Genomic DNA, 24,168 nt, shown 5'->3' on the forward strand with positions numbered 1-24,168 from the left:
GCGTACTTACCAGACGGACGACCGCGCTGTGCCGCGCGAGGTCGACTCCGTCGGGTTCGTCACACCTTCGCGCTCTCGTCCCGTCGCCGGGATCTCAGGGATTCATCTCGCGAAGGAGATCTCCGTGACCACCAAGCCCGCAGCCGCGGCAGCACGGGCCACCGTGTACGGCTACCCCCGCCAGGGACAGAACCGGGAACTGAAGAAGGCGATCGAGGGCTACTGGAAGGGCCGCGTCACCGCCGACGCCCTCCGGTCCACCGCCGCCGACCTGCGCGCCTCGAACTGGCGGCAGCTCGCCGACGCCGGCATCGACGAGGTCCCGACGGGTGACTTCTCGTTCTACGACCACGTCCTGGACACCACCGTCATGGTCGGCGCGATCCCCGACCGCCACCGGGACGCCGTCGCGGCGGACGCCCTGGACGGCTACTTCGCCATGGCGCGCGGCACACAGGACGTGGCGCCGCTGGAGATGACGAAGTGGTTCGACACGAACTACCACTACCTGGTGCCCGAGCTGGGTCCGGACACGGTCTTCACCGCCGACTCGGCCAAGCAGGTCGCCGAACTGCGTGAGGCGCTGGCGCTCGGCCGCACCGCGCGCCCCGTCCTCGTCGGCCCGGTCACGTATCTGCTCCTCGCCAAGCCCGCCCCGGGGGTGCCCGCGGACTTCGAGCCGCTCACCCTCCTGGACCGGCTGCTGCCCGTGTACGCCGAGGTCCTCGCGGATCTGCGCGCGGCGGGCGCCGAGTGGGTCCAGCTCGACGAGCCGGCCCTGGCCCAGGACCGGACCCCGGCCGAGCTGAACGCCGCCGAGCGGGCCTACCGCGACCTCGGCGCCCTCACCGACCGGTCGAAGCTGCTGGTCGCCTCGTACTTCGACCGGCTCGGGAACGCCCTGCCGGTGCTGGCGAAGGCGCCGGTCGAGGGGCTCGCGGTGGACTTCACGGAGTCGGCTGCGGCCAACCTGGACGATCTGGCGGCGGTGGGCGGTCTGCCGGGCAAGCGGCTGGTCGCCGGTGTCGTCAACGGCCGCAACATCTGGATCAACGACCTGGCGGCCTCGCTCTCCCGGCTCGGCACGCTTCTCGGCCTGGCCGACCGGGTCGACGTCTCGGCCTCCTGCTCCCTGCTGCACGTACCGCTGGACACGGCGGCGGAGCGGGACATCGAGCCGCAGGTGCTGCGCTGGCTGGCCTTCGCGCGGCAGAAGACCGCCGAGATCGTCACCCTCGCGCGTGGTCTCGCGCAGGGCACCGACACCATCGGCGCGCAACTCGCCGCGAACCGGGCGGACCTGTCGTCCCGGGCGAACTCCCCGATCACCCGCGACCCGGCGGTCCGCGCCCGCACGGCCGCGGTGTCCGGGGCGGACTCCCGCCGCTCGCTGCCGTACGCCGAGCGGACCGCCGCCCAGCGCACCCGGCTCGGTCTGCCCCTGCTGCCGACCACCACGATCGGCTCCTTCCCGCAGACCGGTGAGGTGCGCTCCGCCCGCGCGGACCTGCGGTCGGGCCGGATCGACACGGCCGGTTACGAGGAGCGCATCAAGGCCGAGATCCAGGAGGTGATCTCCTTCCAGGAGAAGGCCGGTCTTGACGTCCTGGTGCACGGCGAGGCCGAACGCAACGACATGGTCCAGTACTTCGCGGAGCAGCTCACCGGCTATCTCGCCACGCAGCACGGCTGGGTCCAGTCCTACGGCACCCGCTACGTCCGCCCGCCGATCCTGGCCGGCGACATCTCGCGCCCCGAGCCGATGACCGTGCGCTGGACGACGTACGCGCAGTCGCTCACGGACCGTCCGGTCAAGGGCATGCTCACCGGCCCGGTCACGATGCTCGCCTGGTCCTTCGTCCGTGACGACCAGCCGCTCGCCGAGACGGCCCGGCAGGTCGCCCTCGCCCTGCGCGACGAGGTGGGGGACCTGGAGACGGCCGGGACGTCGGTCATCCAGGTCGACGAGCCCGCCCTGCGCGAGACGCTGCCGCTGCGTGCCGCCGACCGGCCGGAGTATCTGGGGTGGGCCACGGAGGCCTTCCGGCTCAGCACGGCCGGGGTGCGACCGGACACGCAGATCCACACGCACATGTGCTACGCCGAGTTCGGCGACATCGTGCAGGCCATCGACGACCTCGACGCGGACGTCATCAGCCTGGAGGCCGCCCGCTCCCATATGCAGGTCGCCCGCGAACTCGCCTCGCACGGCTATCCGCGTGAGGCGGGGCCGGGTGTCTACGACATCCACTCCCCGCGGGTTCCGGGCACGGAGGAGGCGGCCGATCTGCTGCGCACCGGCCTGAAGGCCATCCCCGCCGAGCGGCTGTGGGTCAACCCCGACTGCGGCCTGAAGACCCGCGGCTGGACCGAGACCCGCGCGTCCCTGGAGAACCTGGTCTCGGCGGCCCGGACCGTCCGCGCCGAACTGGACGGGGAGCGGCCCGGACTCGCCTGACGCTCGCGGCCGGGGGCGGGCCGGGCATGGCCCGCCCCCGGTCGGGTCAGGTCGCCGTCGCGGCCGCCGCCGCCCGGCCCGCCGCGCGGCCCGAGAACAGGCAGCCGCCCAGGAAGGTGCCTTCGAGGGAGCGGTAGCCGTGGACGCCGCCCCCGCCGAAGCCGGCGACCTCGCCGGCCGCGTACAGACCGCTGATCGGCTTACCGGAGGCGTTCAGGACGCGGCCGGAGAGGTCGGTCTGGAGGCCGCCGAGGGTCTTGCGGGTGAGGATGTTGAGGCGTACGGCGATCAGCGGTCCGGCGGAGGTGTCCAGGATCCGGTGGGCTGAGGCGGTGCGGCTGAGGGTGTCGCCGGGGTAGGCGAGGGCGTTGCGGATGCCCATGACCTGGGCGTCCTTGGTGTACGGGTTGGCGATCTCGCGGTCGCGGGCCTCGATCTGGCGCTGGAGGCCGGCCAGGTCGATCAGGTTGTCCCCCGTCAGTTTGTTCATGCCGGCGACCAGTTCGGGCAGGGTCTTGGCGACGACGAAGTCCTCGCCCTTCTCCTTGAACCGCTCGATCGGCTCTGGGGTCTGCCAGACGCGGGACAGCAGCTTCCAGACGTTCTTCTCGGTGAGGTCGGGGTTCTGCTCGGAGCCGGAGAGCGCGAACTCCTTGGCGATGATCTTCTGGGTCGTGACGAACCAGGAGTAGTCGTATCCGGTGTCGGTGATCGACTTGAGCGTGTGGAGCGTGTCGTAGCCCGGGATGTCGGGGCTGGAGAAGCGCTTGCCCGTGGCGTCGAACCACATGGAGGACGGGCCGGGCAGGATGCGGATGCCGTGGTCGGGCCAGATCGGGTCGTAGTTCTTCAGGCCCTCGGTGTAGTGCCACATGCGGTCGGGGTTGACGATCCGTCCGCCGGCCTTCTGGGTGATCGCGAGCATCCGGCCGTCCACGTGCGCGGGCACACCCGTGATCATGGACTTCGGGGCCGTACCGAGACGCGCGGGCCAGTTCTGCCGGACGAGGTCGTGGTTGGCGCCGATGCCGCCCGAGGTGACGACCACGACGGGGGCGCTCAGTTCGAAGTCGCCGACGACCTTGCGGGAGCTGGGCTTGCCGCGTGCCGCGCTGCTGGGCTCCAAGACCTTTCCGCGTACCCCGGTGACGGCACCGTTCGTGACGATCAGGTCGTCCACCCGGTGGCGGAACCTGAACGTCACCTTGCCGTCCTCGACGGCCTCCCGCACCTTCTTCTCGAAGGGCTCGACCACGGCGGGGCCGGTGCCCCAGGTGACGTGGAAGCGGGGTACGGAGTTGCCGTGCCCGTCCGCGAGGCCGCCGCCGCGCTCGGCCCAGCCGACGATCGGGAACCACTGCATCCCGAGCCCCGCGAGCCAGGAGTGCTTCTCCCCCGAGGCGAAGTCCACGTACGCCTCGGCCCACTTGTGGGCCCAGTGGTCCTGGCCCGACGGGTCGGTGATGCCGCGGTCGAAGCCGGCCGTGCCCAGCCAGTCCTGCCAGGCCAGTTCCTTCGAGTCCTTGATGCCCATGAGCCGCTGCTCTGGGGAGTCGACGAAGAACAGCCCGCCGAAGGACCAGAAGGCCTGCCCGCCCAGGCCGGCCTCCGGCTCCTGGTCGAGCAGCAGCACCTTGCGTCCGGCGGCGGCCAGTTCGGCGGTGGCGACGAGCCCGGCGAGACCGTGGCCGATGACGATGGCGTCCGCGTCCGACGATGCGGCTCCGGCCGCGAAGGCCGGGAACGTCGACTGCGCGAGAGCGGCACCGGCGAGCACACCGCCCGCGACGGTCAGGGCACGGCGGCGGGTGAACGCGGCGGGTTCTGACGAGTGTTCCATGGGCCGCCTTCCTTCTGGAGGTGCGCAGGGGTCGGGAGAGGCCCCTGGGGCTACCAGAGGTGTTACCGACGGTAGCCCAGGAGTTCTCGGGGCCGCCAGAGTCCTGCGCCGAGGAACTCATGGGCCTGGTGGGGGAGTTGGCAGGGATGCGTACCGGCCGCCCGAAATGCGATTGTCCGTCCTCACGGCACGGCACTACGGTGCCGAGGTGGATCTCTTCTCACGCTCCTGGACGGCGTTGCGCGCGGCGGTCGCCGACTTGGCCGACGAGGACTTCGCCCGGCCGTCCGGCTGTGCGGGCTGGCTGGTGCGGGACCTGGTGTGCCATCTGGTCATCGACGCCCAGGACGTCCTGATCACCCTCGCCACCCCGTCCGACCGGGAGCCGACCCGTGACGCGGTGACCTACTGGGAGGTCACCGCCACACCTCCGACCGGCGACGACCCGCTCGACGCGCTGACCGTCCGGCTCGCCGCCGCGTACGAGGAGCCGCACCTCCTCACGTTCCACCTCGACGACGTCGGCTCCGCCGCCGGCCGCGCCGCCCGGCTCGCCGACCCGGCCGGCCGGGTCGGCACCCGCGACGAGGTCCTCACCGTGGCGGACTATCTCTCCGTGTACGTCCTGGAGTGGACGCTGCACCACCTCGACCTGATCGCGCACCTCCCGGACGCGGAGCAGCCGCCGGCGGAGGGGCTCACCCGCTCCCGCGAACTGCTGGAGCGGATCGCGGAGAGCGCGTTCCCCGCGTCGTTCACCGACCGGGACGCGCTGCTGGTGGGCACCGGGAGGCGGGCGCCCACGGAGGCGGAGCGGGCCGAACTCGGCGATCTGGCCGCGAAGTTCCCGATCCACCTGGGCTGACCCGGCGCCCCGGGACTGGGCGTTGCGCTCCCCCGTGACCCTGATCCGCAGGGTGTGCCGCCCGTGGGGCAGCTTGGGGCTGACGTACTGCAGCTTCTCGCCGGTGCGGATCGCGCCGTGGAAGTCGACGCGCTGTTCGGCTCCGCCGTGCCGGGTGTCGCCCGTGCCGGTCGGTGCCCATGGCACCACGGGTTTACATCGATGCAAACCCGTCGGACGGCCCCTGGGATCAGTCGGTACGATCTCGGCAGTCGGCAGAGTGGGACAGCGTGGCGGCCAGACCCAGGATCAAGGACGTGGCGGAGTACGCCGGCGTCTCCCCCAAGACCGTCTCCAACGTGATCAACAACTTCGAGCATGTCTCGGAGCGGACCCGTGCCGCCGTCCAGGAGGCCATCGACGCCCTGGGCTACCGCGTCAACATCGCCGGGCGGCAACTCCGCCAGGGCCGCACCGGCATGATCACCCTGGCGGTCCCGGAGCTGGACGTCGCCTACTTCGCCGAGTTGGCCAAGCACGTCATGGCCGAGGCGGACCGGCGCAGGCACACCGTGCTGCTGCACCAGACCGGGGCGGTGCGCGAGCGGGAACTGGCGGCGCTGCACGGCTTCGACGCGCAGTTCTCCGACGGCGTCATCCTCAGTCCGCTCTCCCTCCAGCCGCATGATCTCGCCGTCCGCGACCGGCGCCTGCCCGTGGTCCTGCTCGGCGAGCGCTCCGCCGAGGGCGGCACCGACCATGTGGGCATCGACAACGTGCGCGCGGCGCGCGAGGCCACCGAGCACCTCCTGGCCCGGGGCCGCCGGCGCATCGCCGTGGTCGGCGGCGCCCTGCACGGCCGCCAGGGCACCGACCGGCTGCGCACCGACGGCCACCGCGAGGCCCTGGACGCGGCGGGCCTGCCCTTCGAGCCCGGACTGGTGGTGCGGGTGGACGCCTATCACTGGCAGGACGGAGCGCGGGCCGCCGCCGCGCTGATGGACAGCGACCCCCGCCCGGACGCGCTGCTGTGCCTGAACGACCATCTCGCCCTGGGCGCGCTGCGGGCCCTGCACGAGCTGGGCCGCTCCGTGCTGGGCGAGCTCGACGTGGTCGGCTTCGACGACATCGAGGCCTCCCGTTTCAGCGTCCCGACCCTCACGACCGTCGCCCCCGACAAGCGGGAGATCGCCCGGGCCGCCGTCGCCCGGCTCCTGGCCCGGATCGACGCCCCGGACTCCGCGCCGCCGGGCGACCATGTGGCCGGGCACCGGCTCATCGTGCGGGAGAGCTCGGGGGGCTGAGGAGCGGGAGGGCGGTCCTCCACGCCCGGCGAAGCGTCCTCCGCGCCCGAGAAGTCGACGACTGTGCTGCCCGCCGTCGAACGGTGCCGGTCGAGGTGGGACGATGGCCACATGGACGTCCGCCGCAGGAACAACGTGAACGTCATCGGCCGAGACGACGCGCCGGTGCTGGTGCTGGCCCACGGTTTCGGCTGCGACCAGAACATGTGGCGCCTGGTGGTGCCGGCTCTGGCGGAGCGGTACCGGGTGGTGCTGTTCGACTACGTGGGTTCCGGCGGATCGGATCTGTCGGCCTGGAGCGAGGCGCGGTACTCCTCGCTGCACGGCTACGCGGCCGATGTCGTCGACGTCTGCGAGGAGCTGGACCTCCGGCGGGCTGTGTTCGTGGGGCACTCGGTCAGCAGCATGGTCGGAGCGCTGGCGGCGCAGGCCGCGCCGGAGCGGATCGGGGCCCTCGTGATGGTGACGCCCTCGCCCCGCTACCTCGACGACGAGGGATACCACGGCGGCTTCAGCGCCGAGGACATCGACGAGCTGCTGGACTCCCTGGAGGCGAACTATCTGGGCTGGTCGTCCGCGATGGCCCCGGTGATCATGGGCAATCCGGAGCGTCCCGAGCTGGGTCAGGAGCTGACCAACAGCTTCTGCGCCACCGACCCCGACATCGCCCGGGTCTTCGCCCGTACGACCTTCCTGACCGACAGCCGCGAGGACCTCAAGGGTGTGTCCGTGCCGACCCTCGTACTGGAGTGCGAGCAGGACGCCATCGCGCCCCGTGAGGTCGGCGCCTATGTGCACAGGGCGATCCCCTCCTCCCGCCTGGTCACCCTCGACGCCACCGGGCACTGCCCGCAGCTGAGCGCCCCGGAGGCCACCGGCGCGGCGATCCTCGACTTCCTGGAGTCCCTCAAGTGATGTGCCGCACGGGCGGCGTGCCGGAGCCTGCCGGGACCGGGGACGAGACAGGCACGGACGCGGCGTTCACCGCGCTGCTGGAGGACAGCGCGGAGGACCTGTACGAGTCGGCACCGTGCGGCTATCTGTCCACGCTGATGGACGGCACCATCGCCAAGATCAACACCACGCTGCTGGACTGGCTCGGTCTGGAACGCGAGGCCGTGGTGGGCCGCAAGCGTTTCACGGATCTGCTCACCGTCGGCGGGAAGCTGTACCACGAGACGCACTTCGGGCCGCTGCTGCGCATGCAGGGCGAGCTGCGCGGCATCGCCCTGGACGTCAGGCGCCAGGGCGGCGGCCGGCTGCCGGTGCTGGTCTCCGCCGTGGTCAAGTACGGCACCGAGGGCGAGCCCCTGCTGATCCGCGTCACCGTCTTCGACGCCTCCGACCGCCGCTCCTACGAGACGGAACTCCTGCGCCGCCGCAAGGAGGCCGAGCGGGCCCGTGCCGAGGCGGACGAGGCCCGGCGGCAGGCCGAGGCCGACCGGGCGCGGCTGGCCGACGCGCTGACCGTGCTGCAGCGGTCCCTGGTGCCGGACTCGCTGCCCGCCGTGCCGGGTCTGGAGACGGCCGTCCACTACCACACGGCCGCCCCGGACCAGCTCGGCGGCGACTTCTACGATCTGTTCCCCGTCGCCGGCGACCGGTGGGCGTTCTTCCTCGGCGACGTGTGCGGCAAGGGCCCCGCGGCGGCCTCCCTCACCTCGCTGACCCGCTACACCCTGCGGGCCGCCGCCCATCACGACCCGGACCCGGCCGCGGCCCTGGCCACGCTGAACGCCGTACTGCACGAGCGGTACACGGCCGGCGGCGATCCCCGTTACTGCACCTGCGTCTTCGGGATCGTCGAGCCCGGCGGGGACCACGGTCCGACGGTCGTGCGTCTCGCCTCCGGCGGCCATCCGCCCGCGCTCGTCCTGCGGTCCGACGGCCGCGCCGAGTTCCTGCACACGCGCGGCGGACTGCTCGTCGGCGTGGTGCCCGACGCGCCGATCAGCACCGTGGAGACGGTCCTGGCCGCCGGGGACACGATCGTGCTGTACACCGACGGTCTCACCGAGGCCCGCAGCGGGCCCCACCGCGACGACCTGTACGGCGAGAACGCCCTGCTGGCGTTCGGCACCGACCTCGCTCCCGCCGCCCCGGGCGAGGTGATCACCGCACTCACCGGGCTGCTGGACGGCTTCGGCGACGGGCTGAACGACGACACCGCCCTGCTCGCCCTCGGCGTCCCCGCCAACTCCTCCCTCACCCGCCCCGCAAGGGGTTCCGCCTCATGAAGACGCTGACCATCGATCACCGCGACACCGCGACCGGCCCCGTTCTGGCCGTGGCCGGCGACCTGGACTACGCCCAGGCCCCCGAACTGCGCCTCCAGGTCGACCAAGTGACCCTGGCCCCGGGGCAGTGCCTGGTCCTCGACCTCTCCGGCCTCGCGTTCTGCGACTCCACCGGCATCACCGCCCTGCTCGCCGCCCGCCAGCACGCCCTGGCCGCCGAGGCCGACATCGTCCTGGCCGGCGTACCGGCGAACCTGTTGCGGGTCCTCACGCTCGTGGGTCTCGACCAGGTCTTCACCCTGCGCCCGGACAGCAGCCACGCGTCATGACCTGCCCGTCGGGTCCCCGCGGCGTCGGCCCTCACCGAGGACCGGCCCTGCGGTGGTCGCCGAGACCTGGAACATTGGGCACAGGACGTTTCGAGAAGGAAGGGATCGGCCGGCCATGTCACTCGCGCGCGTTCACAACTTCTCCATCTCGCTCGACGGCTTCGGAACCGGTGAGGGACTGAGCCGTGAGGCTCCGTTCGGCCATGCCGGTGAGAGGCTGCACGAGTGGATGTTCGCCACCCGGTTCTGGCACGAGATGACGCGCCAACCCGGCGGGACCCGAGGTCTCGACGATGCCTTCGCACGGCAGCACACGCCCGGGATCGGCGCCGAGATCATGGGCGCGGGGAAGTTCGGCTACCCCGGATGGCACACCGACCCGGAGTGGAAGGGGTGGTGGGGGGCCAATCCGCCGTTCCACACACCGACCTTCGTCCTCACCCACCACCCGCGCCCGTCGATCGAGATGGAGGGCGGCACGACGTTCCACTTCCTCGACGTCTCCCCCGCCGGGGCGCTCGAGGCGGCCCGCGAGGCGGCGGGCGGCCAGGACGTACGGATCGGTGGGGGCCCCACCGTGGTCCGCGACTTCCTCGCCGCGAGACTCATCGACCACCTGCACGTCACGGTGACCCCGATCCTGCTGGGCCGCGGCGTACGCCTCTGGGACGGGCTGGAGGGCCTGGAGGAGGACTACGAGGTCGAGGCCACCTCCTCACCCGGCGGTGTCATGCATTTGACGCTCACACGGAAGGGCCTCTGAGCTTCCCGCGGGGCGGCACGCCGCGACCGGGTCCCTAGGATGGGGCGTTCCGTCCGACCACGCACGAAGCGCAGGGGCTGATGTCACGGCCGAACCTGACCACCGCCACGGCCACCCGACTGGTGGACCTGTTCCGCCGCAGCGGACTGACCGACGGCGCGCACGTCACCGAGCAGTGGGCGGCGGACGCGCTGGAGGTCTCGCGCACTCCGGTGCGCAAGGCGATGCTCTTCCTCGCCGAGGTCGGCATCCTCGACCGGGTCCCCCACCGCGGTTTCTTCCTCACACGGGACGCGAGCGCCCTGGCCCGGCCCGATCTCGCCGACGGCGCGGACGCGGAGCAGACGGCGTACTTCGAGATCGCCGACGACTACGTGGGCGGGCGCTTCACCGGCTCCTTCACCTCGGCGGACATCGGCCGCCGCTACGGGCTGAACCCGCGTCAGGCCGACCGTGTGCTGTCCCGTATGGAGGCCGAGGACCTGGTGCGGCGCAAGGCGGGCGGCCGGGGCTGGGAGTTCCAGCACGTCATGGCCACCGCCGAGGCACACGACCAGAGCTACCGGTTCCGGATGATCGTCGAGCCGGCCGCGCTGCTGGAACCCGGTTTCACCGTGGACGCGGAGGCCTTCGGCCGGCACCGGCGGCAGCAGGAGGCGCTGCTGCACGGGGACATCCTGTTGCTGCCGCGGGCTGAACTCTTCCAGGTCAACGCGACGTTCCACGAGATGCTCGTGGGCTGCTCCGGGAACCCGTTCCTGCTGGACGCGGTGCGGCGGCAGACTGGCCGAGTCGTACGAACGCATCCACCGCTCCAACCTGATCGGCATGGGCGTCCTGCCCCTGGAGTTCACCGAGGGCGACAGCGGTGCGGGGCTCTCCCTGACCGGTGCGGAGGACCTGGCCTTCGAAGGGCTCGACGACCTGTCCGTGGGCACCAATCGGGTCACGCTGAGGATCCGTGGGAGGCAGGGGCCGGACAGCAAGGCGGTACTGCGGCTGCGGATCTTCTCCCGCCAGGAGCTGGCCTACCTCCGCCACGGCGGCATCCTGCCGTATGTCGTCCGCCGTACGCTCGCCCCCTGAGGCTGCTCCATCAGGCTCCCGATCCGCTCCCGCGCCCCTTGGCGCTCCCCCGCGCACCACCGCCCGGCCGGAAAACGCTTGGACGGCGCGGCCGCCGTCGCGGGACACTGCCGGACTCGACCGAAATCCACACATTCGTTGCGGCGATGCCCCCTGCCCGCGTCAGCGCGTGCCGGGCAGCCACAGGACGACACAGGGGTGGAATGGAAACGCCTGAATCTCGCAGGGTCCAACCGGGCAAGCGCTCGGTGCTACTCGCACTTCGCTACTACGGACGGGAGTTGGCCCGGCTGCGCCGGCTGACGGTACCCGCGATGCTGCTCATGGCGCTGGGCAACATCGGAATCAACTACGTGGCGCCACTGATCGTCGCCAAGCTCGTCGGCGAACTCGCAGGCGACAAGGGCATCACGTTCGACTCGGCACTGCCGTACGTCCTCGGCTTCGCCGGTGTCCTGCTGCTCGCGGAGGTACTGTGGCGCGTCGCCCTGCACTGCCTCTTCCGTCTCGAAGCCCTCGGCATCGAGCATCTGTACGTGATCGGGATGGACGAGCTGTTCGCCAAGGACGCCGCGTTCTTCCACGACAACTTCGCCGGTTCGCTGACCAAGCGGGTCCTGAGCTTCGCCTCGCGTTTCGAGCAGTTCGTGGACACGGTGACGTTCCAGGTCGTGGGGAGCTTCGTGCCACTGGCGTTCGGCGCGGTGGTGCTGTGGCGCTACGAACCGCTGCTCGTCGTCGGTCTGCTGGTGATGATCGCACTGACGGCGGGACTCGTCGCGCCGCTCATCCGGCGCCGCCAGCGGATCGTCGACCAGCGTGAGGAGGCGATCGCCCGGGTGTCGGGCCATGTCGCCGACAGCCTGATGAACATGGACACCGTACGGGCGTTCGCCGCGGAGAAGAGCGAGGCGGCCGAGCACCGCTCCCGGGTCGCGGTGTCGCGCCGGCTCACCGTGCGGGCGTGGGACTACGGCAACCTGCGCATCGACACCCTGGTCGCGCCGATGTCCGTGCTCACCAACGCGATGGGCCTGCTGGTCGCCATCACGCTGGCCGGGGGCGCGCACGGAGTGGAGGCGATCGTGGTCGCCTTCGCCTACTACGGCAACGCGACCCGCATCATGTTCGAGTTCAACCAGATATACCGCCGGCTGGAGAGCTCGATGACGGAGGCCGCGCAGTTCACCGAACTGCTGCTGACGCCGCCGACCGTGCTCGACCCGGCGTCGCCGCAGCCGCTGTGCTCCCGGGCGGCCGATGTCCGCTTCGAGAAGGTGACTTTCGCACACCGTGGCGGTCGACCACTGTTCGACGGGCTGGACCTGGCCGTGCCGAGCGGGGCGAAGCTCGGTCTGGTCGGCCGTTCCGGCGGCGGCAAGACCTCGCTCACCCGGCTGCTGTTGCGGATGACCGACATCGACGCGGGCCGCATCCTGATCGGTGGTCAGGACATCAGCAGGCTGCGGCAGGCGGATCTACGGAGCCGGATCGCCTATGTGCCGCAGGACCCGGCGATGTTCCACCGCACCCTGCGGGACAACATCGCGTTCGCCCGGCCGGACGCGACCGACGCCGAGATCCGCCAGGCCGCCGAGGCGGCCCACGTCACCGAGTTCGCCGATTCCCTGCCCGACGGCTTCGACACGATGGTGGGCGAGCGCGGCATCAAGCTGTCGGGCGGTCAGCGCCAGCGGGTCGCCCTCGCCCGGGCGATCCTGCGGGACGCGCCGATCCTGCTGCTCGACGAGGCGACCAGCGCGCTGGACTCCGAGAGTGAGCTGCTCGTCCAGGAGGCGCTGTGGCGGCTCATGGACGGGCGGACGGCGCTGGTGGTGGCGCACCGGCTGAGCACGGTCGCCACCATGGACCAGCTCGTCGTCCTCGACCGGGGCCGGATCGTCGAGCAGGGCACACACCAGGAGTTGCTCGCCGTCGACGGCGCCTACGCGAAGCTGTGGCAGCACCAGTCGGGCGGTTTCCTGGACGACGACCCGGGACGGGCGGAGGTGGTGTGACGGCGGGCGCGGCTCTGGTGGGGTCCCTGTTCGGGGCGGGTGCGGCGGTCCGCGCTCACGTCTCTCCGCGCCCGGCCGGGGCCCGGGCCGTCAGGGCCTCCAGGAGGAGGTCCACGGCCTGGTCGAAGGAGCTGTCCGCCATGGTGGGCAGCTCGGGGCGGACCACGGTGAGGGACGGGTAGGTCTCCGGGTCCAGGCCCTGGTAGACGTCCCGCCAGGCCCGGTGGTCGGCCTCGCGCTGGTGTCGCGGGAGGGCGTGGAACGCGGCCTCGGTGGCGGCGTGGCTGAGCACCGTGTCGATGAAGGCCAGGTAGAGCCGGGCGGCGTCGGCCGGTGCGAAGCCCGCGTTCAGCAGGAGGCCGATCCCGGTGTCCACGGCGTGGATCTCGTTCCGGCGCCGGGTCACCCGGTGGGCGGCCATGGCGGCCGCCCTGGGATGGGCGAGGTATCCCGCACGGACCCGCGTCGCCATCTCGCGCAGCGAAGCCGCCCAGTCGTCTCCGGGGACGAAGCCGGCCATCGCGTCGCCGATGATCCGGTCGGCGATGGCGAGCACCAGGTCGTCGGTGCCGTGGAAGTAGCGGTAGAGCGCGGTCGGGTCGCAGCCCAGGGCCGCGCCGAGCCGGCGCACGCTCAGCGCCTCGGGGCCGTGCTCCCCGATCAGACGCAGGGCGGTCTCGACGATCAGCTCTTCCGAGAGCACAACACCGGAACGGGTGGGCCGGCGGCGCCGGCGCTCCTGCGGGACGCGGGTGGTCATGGCCCGGACTCCTCTCGTGGCACGCGTGGCCGACGCGGTGAAGCTCCGGCCTCGTCGCGCGCGTGGCCGACGCGGTGAGGCACAGGCCTCGTCGCACGCGTGTGCAAGGCAGTGAACGGCTCCGCGCGCCTTACGTCAACAGGGTTGACCCAATGTGGACGCCGGTTGTTCCATCACAGTCCCGCGCGGCTCTTCCCACCATGACCCCGAGGAGCCTTCATGCCGTCCGCACCGCCTCCACCACGCCCCGCTCTGCGCCGTTCCCTCGGTGTCGTCGACGGCGTCGCCATCGCCGCGTCCAGTACCGCGGCCACCACCAGCATCGCCATCGGCATGGGCACGATCGCGACGGTCGTGGGCCTCCAGGCCCCGGCGCTGCTGCTCCTGGCGTTCCTGCCGGTGCTCGGCATCGCCACCGCCTACGCCCGTCTCAACCGCTCGGAACCCAACTGCGGCAACGGCTATGTCTGGGTCGGCCGGTCCCTCGGCCCCTGGCCCGGCTTCCTGACCGGCTGGGTGACGCTGGTCGGTTCGATCATCTTCTGCGCCTACACCAGCGCTATCATGGGCTCGGTCGTGCTGCTCTTCGCCAACAAGGCCGGACTGACCAGCCTCGCCGGCATCGCCCTCGATCCGACGTCCACCGGCGTCAGCACGGCGGTCGGGCTGGTGATCCTCCTCGCCCTCGCGGCCCTGGCCGTCACCGGCATGCGGGCCGCCACCCGGTTCCAGTTCGTCCTGCTGGTCTTCGAGTACGCGGTGCTGCTGGGCTTCTGCGGCTGGGCCCTGGTCACCGGCGACCACGCCTTCTCCCTGTCCTGGTTCAACCCCTTCGAGATCTCCAGCGGCACCAGCTTCGCCCAGGGCATGGTCCTCGCGGTGTTCTTCTTCTGGGGCTGGGACGCGGCCTTCAGCGTCACCGAGGAGACCAAGCGCCCGGAGGACTCGGCCCGCGGGGGTCTCATCGCCCTCTTCGCCATGCTCGGTCTGTTCCTCTTCGCCTCGGTCGCCTTCCAGCGGGAGATGAGCCTCGCCGAACTCGTCCGCAACGGCCCCCAGGCCCTGCCCTACCTCGGGGCGAAACTGGCCGCCGAACCCTGGGCCACCCTGCCCCTGGTCGCGCTGATGTTCTCCGCCGTCGCCTCCGTGCAGGCCACCCTGATCCCCACGGCACGCGGACTGCTCGCCATGGGCCGCGACCGCACGATGGGGCCGCTGTGGACCCGGATCCACCCCCGGTACGGCACACCCGCCGTCGGTACGGCCGTCGTGATGACCGTCGCCGCCGTGATCGCCCTGCTCGCCTTCGCGATCCCCAAGCTGAGCGACATGCTGCTGGCCGCCGTCAACGCCATCGGGCTGATCGTCGCCCTCTACTACGGCCTCACCGCGCTCGCCTGCGCCGTGCGCTTCCGCTCCTCGCGTCACGACGGACCGCGCGAGGCACTGCTCGCCGTCGGAGTGCCGGCCGTGTCGGGGCTGGTGCTGCTGGGCCTCGGCGGCTACCTCGGATACTCGTATCTGACCATGAGCGATCACTTCGAACTGAGCCCGGACAACGGCTGGTTCATGTTCTCGCTGCCCGCCGTGATCGTGCTCGCCGGGCTGGGCATGGCGGCCGTGGCCAAGTACGTCCGGCGTTCGCCGTACTTCACGACAGGGCACGGCACCGACGCCGATGCCCTCACCCTCCCGATGGACCGCACGGCGGTCTGAACCCACCCCCATGGAGTTCACCCTGATGTCGCACCCCCACGCCACGGGACCGGCCGACCTCGTCTTCACGGGCGGCCCCGTGCACACCGTCGATCCCGCCCGCAGCCGCGCCACCACCGTGGCCGTGCGCGGCGGGCGGATCGCCGCCGTCGGTCACGACGAGGTGCGCGAGCTGATCGGGCCGCGCACCGAGGTCGTCGACCTCGCCGGAAAGCTGCTGCTGCCCGGCTTCCAGGACGCCCACGTCCATCCGCTGGGCGCGGGCATCGAACTCGGCCAGTGCCATCTCGGCGACACCGTCGACCCGGCCGAGTACCTGCGCAGGATCAGGGCGTACGCGGACGAGCACCCGGACGCCGAGTGGATCACCGGTGGCGGCTGGTCCCTGGAGGCGTTCCCCGGCGGCTCCCCCACCGCCGCCGCCCTCGACGCGATCGTCCCGGACCGCCCCGTCTTCCTGCCCAACCGCGACCACCACGGCGCCTGGGTCAACAGCCGGGCCCTGGAGCGCGCGGGCATCGACGCCCGTACGCCCGACCCCGCCGACGGCCGTATCGAGCGCGACGCCGGGGGAAACCCCACCGGGATGCTCCAGGAGGGGGCGGTCCACCTGGTGGGCCGGCTGCTGCCGGACCCCACGCCCGAGGAGAAGCTCGCCGCTCTGCTGCGCGCCCAGGCCGTGCTGCACTCCCACGGCGTCACCGCCTGGCAGGACGCCATCATCGGCACGTACGCCAACATGACCGACCCCGCCCCCGCCTACCAGGCGGCGCTGGACCGGGGTCTGCTCACCGCCCGGGTCGTCGGCGCGCTGTGGTGGGACCGTGAGCGCGGCGCCGAGCAGATCGCCGAACTGGCCGCTGCCCGGGAGGAGTTGAGCCGGGACCGGTTCCGGGCCGGCACGGTGAAGATCATGCAGGACGGCATCGCCGAGAACCACACCGCCGCGATGCTCGACCCCTACCTGACCGGCTGCGGCTGCTCCTCGGACAACAGCGGCATCAGCTTCGTGGAGCCGGGCGAGCTGCGGAAGTACGTCACCGAGCTGGACGCGCTCGGCTTCCAGGTCCACTTCCACGCGCTCGGCGACCGCGCGGTGCGTGAGGCGCTGGACGCGGTGGAGTCCGCCCGGGCCTCCAACGGCCACCACGACACGCGGCACCATCTCGCGCACCTCCAGATCGTCCACCCCCGCGACCTGCCGCGATTCCGCGAACTGGGCGCGAGCGCCAATCTGCAGATGCTGTGGGCCGCGCACGAACCGCAGATGGACGAACTGACACTGCCCTTCCTGGGCGCGGAGCGCGGGGCGTGGCAGTACCCCTTCGGTGATCTGCTGCGCGCCGGCGCGACCCTCGCCGCGGGCAGCGACTGGCCGGTCAGCAGCCCGGATCCGCTCCAGGCCATCCATGTCGCCGTCAACCGGGTCTCCCCCGACGCACCCGGAGGCACCCCGGCCTTCCTTCCGGAGCAGCGCCTCGATCTGGGCACGGCCATCGCCGCGTACACGGCGGGCAGCGCCTATGTGAACCACCTCGACGACCTCACCGGCAGCATCACCGCCGGGAAGTCGGCCGACCTCGTGGTCCTCGACCGCGACCCGTTCGCGGGCCCGCCCGAGGAGATCGCCGGGACCCGGGTGCTGGAGACCTTCGTCGAGGGTCGGCGCGTGCACTCCGCCGGGTAAAGGCCTGGGCGCGGACCCGCGGGCGTGTTCCAATGCGCCTGCGGGTTTGCGCCTGCGGGTTCCGCGTGAAACGGGGGGGGGACGAGACATGGTGGAGTCGCCGGGACGTGAGGCGCTGCGGTCCGTGCTCTGGCTGCTGATCGCTGTCGCCGCTCTGGTGTTCGGAGTGGCGTCGGCGCTCCAGATCCGGGGAGCGCTGGAGCGGGAGCGGGAGTTCCGTGCCGCGCCGGACTGCGCCGCTGTTCCGGTGCGGGCGTCGGGGTGCGTGTGGGAGCAGGAGTTCACGGTCCGCACGGCCGACACGAACCGGGGTGAGAGGAACGCGTCCCCGGAGGCGGAGCTGATGTCGCCGTCCGGCACGTCGTGGCAGGTGACGTTCCTGCGGGCCGATCCCGTGGTGTCCGAACTGGAGCCGGACGACAAGGTCGTCGGTCTGATCTGGCACGGGCAGGTCGTGGAGGTACGGGACTCCGACGGGCGGCGGCAGCAGACGTCCGACGGGCCCGTGGGCTGGCCCGAGGACCGGCTGGGCGGCGCGCTGGCCTGTGTGTCGTTCGGCCTGGCCGCCCTCGTGGGAGGGCTGTGGCCGCTCCTCGCGCGGGGTGACCGGCGGCATGCGAAGGCAGGGACGGTGGTGCGGTGGCACGGCGTCGGCCTGGGCGCCACCGCCATCCTGACCCTCTGGGCACAGTCGGCCAACGACTGGCCGATGTGGGCGATACCGGCGATCTGGGGGCCGCTCGCGCTGGTCACTCTCGCCTCTGCGACGGCCTTCGCCATCGCCGCCGTCCGCGGCGATCTGGACGACGCGCCGGGGGATGCTCAACCACAGACCACGTGAGGCCCGCGGGGCACGCGAGGCCGCGGAATACGTGAGGCCCCAGACCACCTCAGCCCGCGGACCAGCTGAGGCCGCAGACCACGTGAGCCCCGGCCCCCCGCGCCTCAGGTCTGCCGGGCGTGCACCGGACTGTTGGCGACGTCCTCCGGGCAGGTCCCGTGCCCCTGCCGGCTCCGCCGGTCGCGCCGCCAGTCGAAGGCCGCGAGGGCCAGGGCGGCCGCCATGCCGACGAGTGCCGCGCCGAGCGCGACGACGAGGGCGCCCCGGTAGTCGTCGCTGCCGCCGAGCACCAGATAGAACAGGCCGGGCAGGGCCGCGGTGCCCACGGCCGCGCCGAGCCGCTGCCCGGTCTGCAGAGCGCCACCCGCCGCCCCCGCCATGTGCACCGGCACATCGCGCAGGGTCATGGTGATGTTCGGGGAGATCACACAGCCGCTGCCGGCGCCGCCGAGGAACAGCAGCGGGGCGGCCACCCAGGGCGCGATGTCGAGGGGCGCGTAACGGAGCACCAGCGCGGTGCCGCCCAGGCCGACGATCACCCCCGCCAGACCGCCCACGGTGAGCAGGCGCCCGAGCCGGTCCACCAGCCGCCCTGCGATCGCCGCCGCGCAGGCGGAGCCCAGGGCGAAGGGCGTGACGGCGAGGCCGGAACGGAACGGGGAGAAGCCCAGGCCGTCCTGGTAGAACAGCGCGAAGACCAGCCAGACGCCGCTGAAGCCGACGAAGTAGAGGGTGCCGACGCCGGCCCCGACGGCGTAGCCGCGCAGGGTGGTGAACAGGCGCGGATCGAGCAGCGGCGGGATGTCGCGGGCCACGAGGCGGCGCTGCCTGCGGGCGAAGACGACCAGGAGCGCGGCACCGGCGGGGAAGAGCCACCACAGCCGTCCGATGCCGCCGGAGCCCGCCTGGACCAGCGGAAACATGAGCGCGAGGACGCCGAGGCCGAGGAGCATGACCCCGGGCAGGTCCACATGTCCCCGGCCGGAGCGCCGGGTGCGGGGCAGCAGGCGGCGGCCGAGCAGGACGGCCAGGATGCCGATGGGGACGTTGACGTAGAAGACCCACCGCCAGCCCTGGGCGCCGTCGGCCAGGGCGAGGATCATGCCGCCGGCGAGGGGGCCGACGGCGGAGGAGATGCCGACGGTGGCGCCGAAGAACCCGAAGGCGCGACCGCGCTCGGCGCCGCGGAACATCTGCTGGATGAGCGCGGAGTTCTGCGGCGCCATGAAACCGGCGGCCAGGCCCTGGGCGAGTCGGGCCGCGATCAGCAGCGTGATGCTGGGGGCCGCCCCGCAGGCCGCGCTGAAGACCACGAAGCCGCTGAGGGCGAGCAGGAAGATGCGGCGGCGGTCCAGCGCGTCGCCGAGGCGGCCCGCGGTGACGAGTGCGAGTGCGAACGAGAGCGCGTAGCCGGACACCACCCACTGCACCTGTGCGGGAGAGGCGTGCAGGCCGCGCTGGACGGAGGGCAGGGCGACCACCACGATCGAGACGTCCAGCAGGCTCATGAAGCCGGCCACCAGCGTGACCCACAGGGCCCGCCACCGGCGCGGATCCGGCTCGTACCCGGCATCCTCCTGTGCCGACGCTGTCACCTGGGCTCCTCTCGCCGGGGCCCCACCCGCACCCGGGGATTCACTTTCCCCACCAGGGGACGGGCACACGCCGCCGCCCGCAAGCGGAACCGGCCGGTCGAAGGGAAGATCGTCTGTGACGTGGACGGGAGTTTGAGCGGGCCAGAACTGTGCAGGCGTTGTGCTTGGGAAAACGACCGGCGAAAGGAACGACGTAATGGCGGCGCCCGACAATGACGAGTCGGTGGATCCCGCGGCTGTGAGACGACACCGGGTTCTGTTCCGCGCGATCGAGAAACGACGCCACCCGAAGCTGCGCCGCAGTGACATCACCGTGACCGACGAAGCGGCGGTCAAGCGCGCCACGAAGGCCGCCGCTCTCGGCAACGCGATGGAGTGGTACGACTTCGGGATCTACAGCTATCTGGCCGTGACCATCGGGAAGGTCTTCTTCCCGTCCGGGAACGACACGGCCCAGCTGCTCAGCTCCTTCGCGACGTTCGCGGTGGCCTTCCTGGTGCGTCCGCTCGGCGGAATGGTCTTCGGGCCGCTGGGCGACAAGGTCGGCCGCAAGCGCATCCTCTCCCTCACGATGATCATGATGGCGGTGGGGACCTTCGCCATCGGCCTCGTCCCCTCGCACGACGTCATCGGCATGTGGGCCCCGGCCCTGCTGATCTTCTTCCGGCTGGTGCAGGGCTTCTCGACCGGCGGAGAGTACGGCGGCGCCTCGACGTTCATCGCGGAGTACGCGCCGGACAAGAGGCGCGGATTCTTCGGCAGCTTCCTGGAACTGGGAACACTCGGCGGCTATGTCGGGGCCTCTGGTCTCGTCGTCATCCTCAACAGCGTGCTCAGCGCGGACGAGATGCTGGCCTGGGGCTGGCGCATCCCCTTCCTGGTGGCGGCGCCGCTCGGGCTCATCGGCCTCTATCTGCGGCTGAAGCTGGACGAGACGCCCGCCTTCCAGAAGCTGGAGGGCGGCCAGGTCAAGGCGAGCGAGGCCGCCGATTCCGTGGAGACCTCGGCCACCGGGGACCTCGGCAAGATCTTCACCCGGTACTGGAGGCCGCTGCTGCTGTGCCTCGCGCTCGTCGCGGCGTACAACATCAACGACTACATGCTGTTGTCGTACATGCCGACGTACCTTTCCGACGAGCTGGGCTACGGCACCAATCACGGGCTGCTGATCCTGCTCCTCGTGATGGTCCTGCAGATGTGCGTCATCAACTACGTCGGGCGGCTCTCCGACCGCTTCGGGCGCAAGCCGCTGCTGATGACGGGGATGCTGGGCTTCCTCTTCCTCTCGGTGCCGTCGTTCCTGCTCATCCGGCAGGGCAGTGTCGTCCTCATCGCGCTGGGACTGCTGTTGATGGGGCTGTCCCTGGTGATGATGCTCGGCACGATGTCGGCGGCGCTCCCGGCGATCTTCCCGACCCACGTCCGCTACGGCTCCCTCTCGGTGGCCTACAACCTGGCCACCTCGCTCTTCGGCGGTACGACACCGCTGGTGATCACCGCGCTGATCAGCGCCTTCGACTCGACCCTCATGCCGGCGTACTACGCCACGGGTGCCGCCGTCATCGGCGTCATCGCCGTGCTGTGCATGCGGGAGACGGCGAACAAGCCCCTGGCGGGCTCGCCGCCGTCCGTGGAGACGGAGGCGGAGGCGACGGAACTCGTCCAGGCGCAGTCGCCCCAGCCGAAGTTCTGAGGACCGACGCGAAAAGGCCCCGCCCGCACCCCGCGGACGGGGCCTTTTCGCGGTTGGGCCCGGGCAGTCCGGGAACGCGGTGCGCTGTACGCCCCCGAGGCAAGGCAGGTACCGCGATGACCGAGTACGAACGTTCACGCACGATGCCCGCACAGCCCGAGCATGTCTTCGACGAGGCCGCGAACGTCGGGCGGCTGGACACCTGGCTGCCTGAGGCCCTGCATGTACGGGCCGAGGGCCTGCCCGCCGTCACCGTGCACGAGGACCGCACGGACGAGGACACCTCCGCCCTGCTGCGCGCCCGGCGCGATCAGATGCGGATCGAGTGGGGCACCCGGGACCAGGGCGGTTACGCGGGCTGGCTCCAGGTCGCCGGGCTCGGCAGCGGGGCCAGCGAGGTGACGGTGCACCTGTCCTTCTTCGACGCCGGCCACGACCCCGGCGAGCGTGCCGCCGGCGACGCGCTGGACAGCAGCCTGGAGCGGCTGGAAGAGCAGGTGCGGCTGCGCGTCGACCACGCGGCCGGCTGACGTCACGGTCCGCGCTGTCCGAGGCGCTCGGGCGGGTCTTCCGTCAGCCCGCCGGGTGCGAACCGGACGCCGATGCCCGGCCGTCGCGCGCCGGGGCGGTGCCACATGCCGCGGTCCTGGCCGGCAGGGGCACGCCGTTGGAGCGCAGTACCTCGCGGACGTCCAGGATCAGGGAGAACACCTCGTGGTTGCGGTCCTCGCCCTGCTCGTCCCAGGCGCGCTGCTCGGCTTCGACGGCCATGCGGTCCTCGGCGAACACGCGCTCGGTGAAGCGCCTGATGAACGGCCAGGCCAGTTGCAGCGCGCCGGGCACCCGGGGCTTCTCGATCATCAGCAGCCCGTAGGTGTGGCAGACGCGCTGCTCGGCGTCCTCGGGCACATAGGCGGCCCAGAGGCGGAAGGCCGGACGCTCGGCGTTCTCCGGGACCAGGTCGAGTGTCTGGTACGGGTATGCGGTGCGGATGGTCATGACGTCGCTGGAGTCGCTGCCCCTGATGCCCTCGGCGGCCAGCAGGCTGGCGCCGCGGTTCCGTTTCCCCCCGGTGTGGGTGAACAGGTAGCGGGCCTCCACCGACCTCGCGTCGCTGCGGTGGTCCAGCAGTTCGGGGTGGAGCTTGCCGACGACGCCCCGGTGGAGGAACTGGTGGTTCATGTCGAGCAGGTTCTCGTGCATGAACGAGTAGTGGCAGCGCACGGTCCGGGAGTAGGTCATGGTCTTGTAGCGCGGTGAGCCGAAGGCCGGGAGTTCGGGCAGGGCGGTGTCCTCCGCCTTGTCCGGGTCGCCCGGGAACACGAACACCAGGCCGTAGGCCTCGCGGACGGGGTAGCCGCGCACGCCGCGCGGGGGCCGGCCGTCCTCGCGGGACAGGTACGGGATCTGCGAGATGCGGCCGTCGCCGCGGTAGGCCCAGGCGTGGTAGCAGCAGCGGAGGGTGTCGCCCTCCACGACGCCCATGCTCAGCGGCACCTGCCGGTGCGCGCACCGGTCCTCCAGCGCGTGCACGGTGCCGCTCTCCCCGCGGTAGAGCGCGATGCGCTCCCCCGCGAAGGCGGTCGCGACCACGCGCTTGCTCCGGACGCGGCGGGACAGTGCGACCGGGTACCAGAAGTCGGGGTGCGCGCCGACGCGCCGCAGGTCGGCCGTGCCGTTCCCCGGGTCGGGATATGGCGAGGGCCGGCCGCTTCCGTCCTCGGCGGGGAAGGTCCTGGCCCTGTCGGTCTCGGTCATGCCTCTCCCTCGCACGCGCACGGCTGGTCCCGGGTTCCTCCATCCTGAAGGGCCGGTCCCGGCCACGCCTTGCCCAGCGCGTGCGGACGGGTGAGTTCCGTGTTCAGTGGGCGAAGGGCGGCGAGAAGCAGCCGCTCTCCGGGTACGGCCCGTTGGCCACCGCCGAGAAGTTCGTCTTCTGGACGAACGCCATGACGCAGGCGTCGTCGTGGACGCGCAGGGCGACTTCCGCCCCCTCGGGCGTCACGTATCGGTCGTCCTTCCAGCGGGAGGGCATCCCCTTGACGGTGAGCGTCCCGCCGAGCCGTTCTCCGTCCGCGGTGACGCGCTCCTCCTCGTAGCCGAGCCGGAGCAGGGCCTCGCGGACCGTCGCGGGGTCCCATGTGCGCCGCTTCCAGAGCCGTTCGAGCACCGGCCTGATGCGATCGGCCTCCCGCTCGGCGTCCTTCGCGTGGGCCGGGGACATCTCGCCCGGACGGCGGTGGCCGTTGTTCTCGTTGTAGTGCGGTGCCCCGTCACCGGCCCCGGGCTCCACATACGGCGAGGCTCCGAGGGCACTCGGCGAGGCGCTGGGCGAGGGCCGTTCGGACCTGCCGGGAGTGGCCCCGGCCGTCGCGCCCGAGGCGTGCAGGTCACCGCAGGCGGTGAGGGTCAGGATCGCGACGAGGCCAAGGCCCACGACGGCAACAGGGGCCCGGCGGGCGGTAGTTGAGGCGGACATGAGGTGACCCTCTCATCGCACCCGGCCGACCGGATCGGTACTGTCGCGGGCCCTATTGAGTACGCGTACTCATGACGGCTTACGCCAGAGCCTCTTCGACCGTGTCATGGCAAGCGACGACGGCGTCCAGCCCGACGAGCTGGACGACCCGCATGACCGGTCCCCGGATCCCGGCCAGACGCAGCCAGCCCTGGGCGGCGTCCGCACGTTGATGGATGTGGATGAAGACGTTGATGCCGCTGGAGTCGATGAAGGTCACGCCGCTGAGATCCGCCACGATCCGGGGCGCGCCCTCGTCGTCCCCGGGCGACAGGGCGTGCTGCAGTGCGTCCTTGACTCCGTGGTCGATCTCGCCGCGCAGGGTCACGACGCGGATGCCGTCGACGGTGGAGTGCTCGATGGACAGCCGGTCCGGCCGGTCCGTCCCCTGGTTGTCGGTCACCGTCTCCTCAACTGCGCCTGGGCTGCCCCGTGCAACGTCTGTGCCGACGATTGTGCCGCACTCGCACGGCCCTACG

Annotated in this window: 20 protein-coding genes and 2 pseudogenes; 15 read left to right on the top strand and 7 right to left on the bottom strand. The window is 71.7% G+C overall.

What is annotated here, in order from left to right; genetic code table 11:
* Nucleotides 1-124: 124 nt before the first annotated feature.
* Nucleotides 125-2,458, top strand: a complete 2,334-nt coding sequence (gene metE / locus NNW99_RS02360) for a 5-methyltetrahydropteroyltriglutamate--homocysteine S-methyltransferase (protein WP_215116917.1) — start codon at nucleotides 125-127, stop codon at nucleotides 2,456-2,458.
* A gap of 46 nt (nucleotides 2,459-2,504) precedes the next feature.
* On the opposite strand, the gene NNW99_RS02365 is transcribed toward metE, so the two are convergent.
* Entirely contained in the window at nucleotides 2,505-4,298 is a 1,794-nt protein-coding gene (locus tag NNW99_RS02365) for an FAD-binding dehydrogenase (RefSeq protein ID WP_215116918.1), read from the bottom strand.
* Between the two features lie 208 nt (nucleotides 4,299-4,506).
* On the opposite strand from NNW99_RS02365, the gene NNW99_RS02370 reads away from it, so the two are divergent.
* Nucleotides 4,507-5,163, top strand: coding sequence for a maleylpyruvate isomerase N-terminal domain-containing protein (locus NNW99_RS02370; protein ID WP_215116919.1), 657 nt, complete (start codon nucleotides 4,507-4,509; stop codon nucleotides 5,161-5,163).
* Here the strand turns inward: NNW99_RS02370 and NNW99_RS02375 are convergent.
* Nucleotides 5,146-5,310, bottom strand: a pseudogene (locus NNW99_RS02375) (hydrolase); the annotation flags it as partial. The gene NNW99_RS02370 and the pseudogene NNW99_RS02375 overlap by 18 nt on opposite strands.
* Before the next feature lie 122 nt (nucleotides 5,311-5,432).
* Here NNW99_RS02375 and NNW99_RS02380 point away from each other — a divergent pair.
* The 8 genes and pseudogenes from NNW99_RS02380 to NNW99_RS02415 all read left to right on the top strand — a co-directional run bounded on the left by NNW99_RS02380 (nucleotide 5,433) and on the right by NNW99_RS02415 (nucleotide 12,879).
* Complete coding sequence (locus NNW99_RS02380; protein WP_251057678.1) at nucleotides 5,433-6,446, top strand: LacI family DNA-binding transcriptional regulator; 1,014 nt, start codon at nucleotides 5,433-5,435, stop codon at nucleotides 6,444-6,446.
* A 111-nt stretch (nucleotides 6,447-6,557) separates the two neighbouring features.
* On the top strand, nucleotides 6,558-7,361 hold the full coding sequence (locus tag NNW99_RS02385) for an alpha/beta fold hydrolase (protein ID WP_215116921.1): 804 nt from the start codon (nucleotides 6,558-6,560) through the stop codon (nucleotides 7,359-7,361).
* On the top strand, nucleotides 7,361-8,683 hold the full coding sequence (locus NNW99_RS02390) for a PP2C family protein-serine/threonine phosphatase (RefSeq protein ID WP_215116922.1): 1,323 nt from the start codon (nucleotides 7,361-7,363) through the stop codon (nucleotides 8,681-8,683). The genes NNW99_RS02385 and NNW99_RS02390 overlap by 1 nt, the downstream gene beginning before the upstream one ends.
* Entirely contained in the window at nucleotides 8,680-9,012 is a 333-nt protein-coding gene (locus NNW99_RS02395) for an STAS domain-containing protein (RefSeq protein WP_215116923.1), read from the top strand. The genes NNW99_RS02390 and NNW99_RS02395 overlap by 4 nt, the downstream gene beginning before the upstream one ends.
* 115 nt (nucleotides 9,013-9,127) lie before the next feature.
* Nucleotides 9,128-9,775, top strand: coding sequence for a dihydrofolate reductase family protein (locus NNW99_RS02400; RefSeq protein WP_215116924.1), 648 nt, complete (start codon nucleotides 9,128-9,130; stop codon nucleotides 9,773-9,775).
* Between the two features lie 80 nt (nucleotides 9,776-9,855).
* Nucleotides 9,856-9,996, top strand: a pseudogene (locus NNW99_RS02405) (GntR family transcriptional regulator); the annotation flags it as partial.
* A 607-nt stretch (nucleotides 9,997-10,603) separates the two neighbouring features.
* Complete coding sequence (locus tag NNW99_RS02410) at nucleotides 10,604-10,861, top strand: hypothetical protein (RefSeq protein ID WP_215124113.1); 258 nt, start codon at nucleotides 10,604-10,606, stop codon at nucleotides 10,859-10,861.
* A 203-nt stretch (nucleotides 10,862-11,064) separates the two neighbouring features.
* The gene (locus NNW99_RS02415) at nucleotides 11,065-12,879 is read left to right on the top strand and encodes an ABC transporter ATP-binding protein (protein ID WP_215124114.1); all 1,815 of its coding nucleotides are present in this window, start codon (nucleotides 11,065-11,067) and stop codon (nucleotides 12,877-12,879) included.
* Nucleotides 12,880-12,934: 55 nt separating this feature from the next.
* Here NNW99_RS02415 and NNW99_RS02420 read toward each other — a convergent pair whose 3' ends face one another.
* Nucleotides 12,935-13,639: a TetR/AcrR family transcriptional regulator gene (locus NNW99_RS02420; protein WP_215116925.1), complete on the bottom strand. Its 705-nt coding sequence runs from the start codon at nucleotides 13,637-13,639 to the stop codon at nucleotides 12,935-12,937.
* A gap of 219 nt (nucleotides 13,640-13,858) precedes the next feature.
* Between NNW99_RS02420 and NNW99_RS02425 the strand changes: the two genes are divergently transcribed.
* The 3 genes from NNW99_RS02425 to NNW99_RS02435 all read left to right on the top strand — a co-directional run bounded on the left by NNW99_RS02425 (nucleotide 13,859) and on the right by NNW99_RS02435 (nucleotide 17,883).
* Nucleotides 13,859-15,355 (top strand): APC family permease, encoded by a 1,497-nt coding sequence (locus tag NNW99_RS02425; RefSeq protein ID WP_215116926.1) that lies wholly within the window; start codon nucleotides 13,859-13,861, stop codon nucleotides 15,353-15,355.
* Nucleotides 15,356-15,380: 25 nt separating this feature from the next.
* Nucleotides 15,381-17,042 carry an amidohydrolase gene (locus tag NNW99_RS02430; protein ID WP_255961269.1) on the top strand — a complete coding sequence of 554 codons (1,662 nt, stop codon included), beginning with the start codon at nucleotides 15,381-15,383 and terminating at the stop codon, nucleotides 17,040-17,042.
* An 88-nt stretch (nucleotides 17,043-17,130) separates the two neighbouring features.
* On the top strand, nucleotides 17,131-17,883 hold the full coding sequence (locus NNW99_RS02435; protein WP_251057679.1) for a hypothetical protein: 753 nt from the start codon (nucleotides 17,131-17,133) through the stop codon (nucleotides 17,881-17,883).
* A gap of 104 nt (nucleotides 17,884-17,987) precedes the next feature.
* Here NNW99_RS02435 and NNW99_RS02440 read toward each other — a convergent pair whose 3' ends face one another.
* The gene (locus tag NNW99_RS02440) at nucleotides 17,988-19,478 is read right to left on the bottom strand and encodes an MFS transporter (protein WP_215116928.1); all 1,491 of its coding nucleotides are present in this window, start codon (nucleotides 19,476-19,478) and stop codon (nucleotides 17,988-17,990) included.
* A 196-nt stretch (nucleotides 19,479-19,674) separates the two neighbouring features.
* Here NNW99_RS02440 and NNW99_RS02445 point away from each other — a divergent pair, with 196 nt between their 5' ends.
* Nucleotides 19,675-21,171 (top strand): MFS transporter, encoded by a 1,497-nt coding sequence (locus tag NNW99_RS02445; protein WP_215116929.1) that lies wholly within the window; start codon nucleotides 19,675-19,677, stop codon nucleotides 21,169-21,171.
* Between the two features lie 116 nt (nucleotides 21,172-21,287).
* Complete coding sequence (locus tag NNW99_RS02450) at nucleotides 21,288-21,701, top strand: SRPBCC family protein (RefSeq protein ID WP_215116930.1); 414 nt, start codon at nucleotides 21,288-21,290, stop codon at nucleotides 21,699-21,701.
* Between the two features lie 43 nt (nucleotides 21,702-21,744).
* On the opposite strand, the gene NNW99_RS02455 is transcribed toward NNW99_RS02450, so the two are convergent.
* The 3 genes from NNW99_RS02455 to NNW99_RS02465 all read right to left on the bottom strand — a co-directional run bounded on the left by NNW99_RS02455 (nucleotide 21,745) and on the right by NNW99_RS02465 (nucleotide 24,092).
* Nucleotides 21,745-22,929, bottom strand: a complete 1,185-nt coding sequence (locus NNW99_RS02455) for an aromatic ring-hydroxylating dioxygenase subunit alpha (RefSeq protein WP_215116931.1) — start codon at nucleotides 22,927-22,929, stop codon at nucleotides 21,745-21,747.
* Nucleotides 22,930-23,032: 103 nt separating this feature from the next.
* Nucleotides 23,033-23,650, bottom strand: a complete 618-nt coding sequence (locus NNW99_RS02460; protein ID WP_215116932.1) for a hypothetical protein — start codon at nucleotides 23,648-23,650, stop codon at nucleotides 23,033-23,035.
* A gap of 79 nt (nucleotides 23,651-23,729) precedes the next feature.
* Nucleotides 23,730-24,092, bottom strand: a complete 363-nt coding sequence (locus tag NNW99_RS02465) for an STAS domain-containing protein (protein ID WP_251057680.1) — start codon at nucleotides 24,090-24,092, stop codon at nucleotides 23,730-23,732.
* Nucleotides 24,093-24,168: the final 76 nt, after the last annotated feature.

The organism is Streptomyces sp. CRCS-T-1, from assembly GCF_024442335.1.
Taxonomy (GTDB): Bacteria; Actinomycetota; Actinomycetes; order Streptomycetales; family Streptomycetaceae; genus Streptomyces; species Streptomyces koelreuteriae.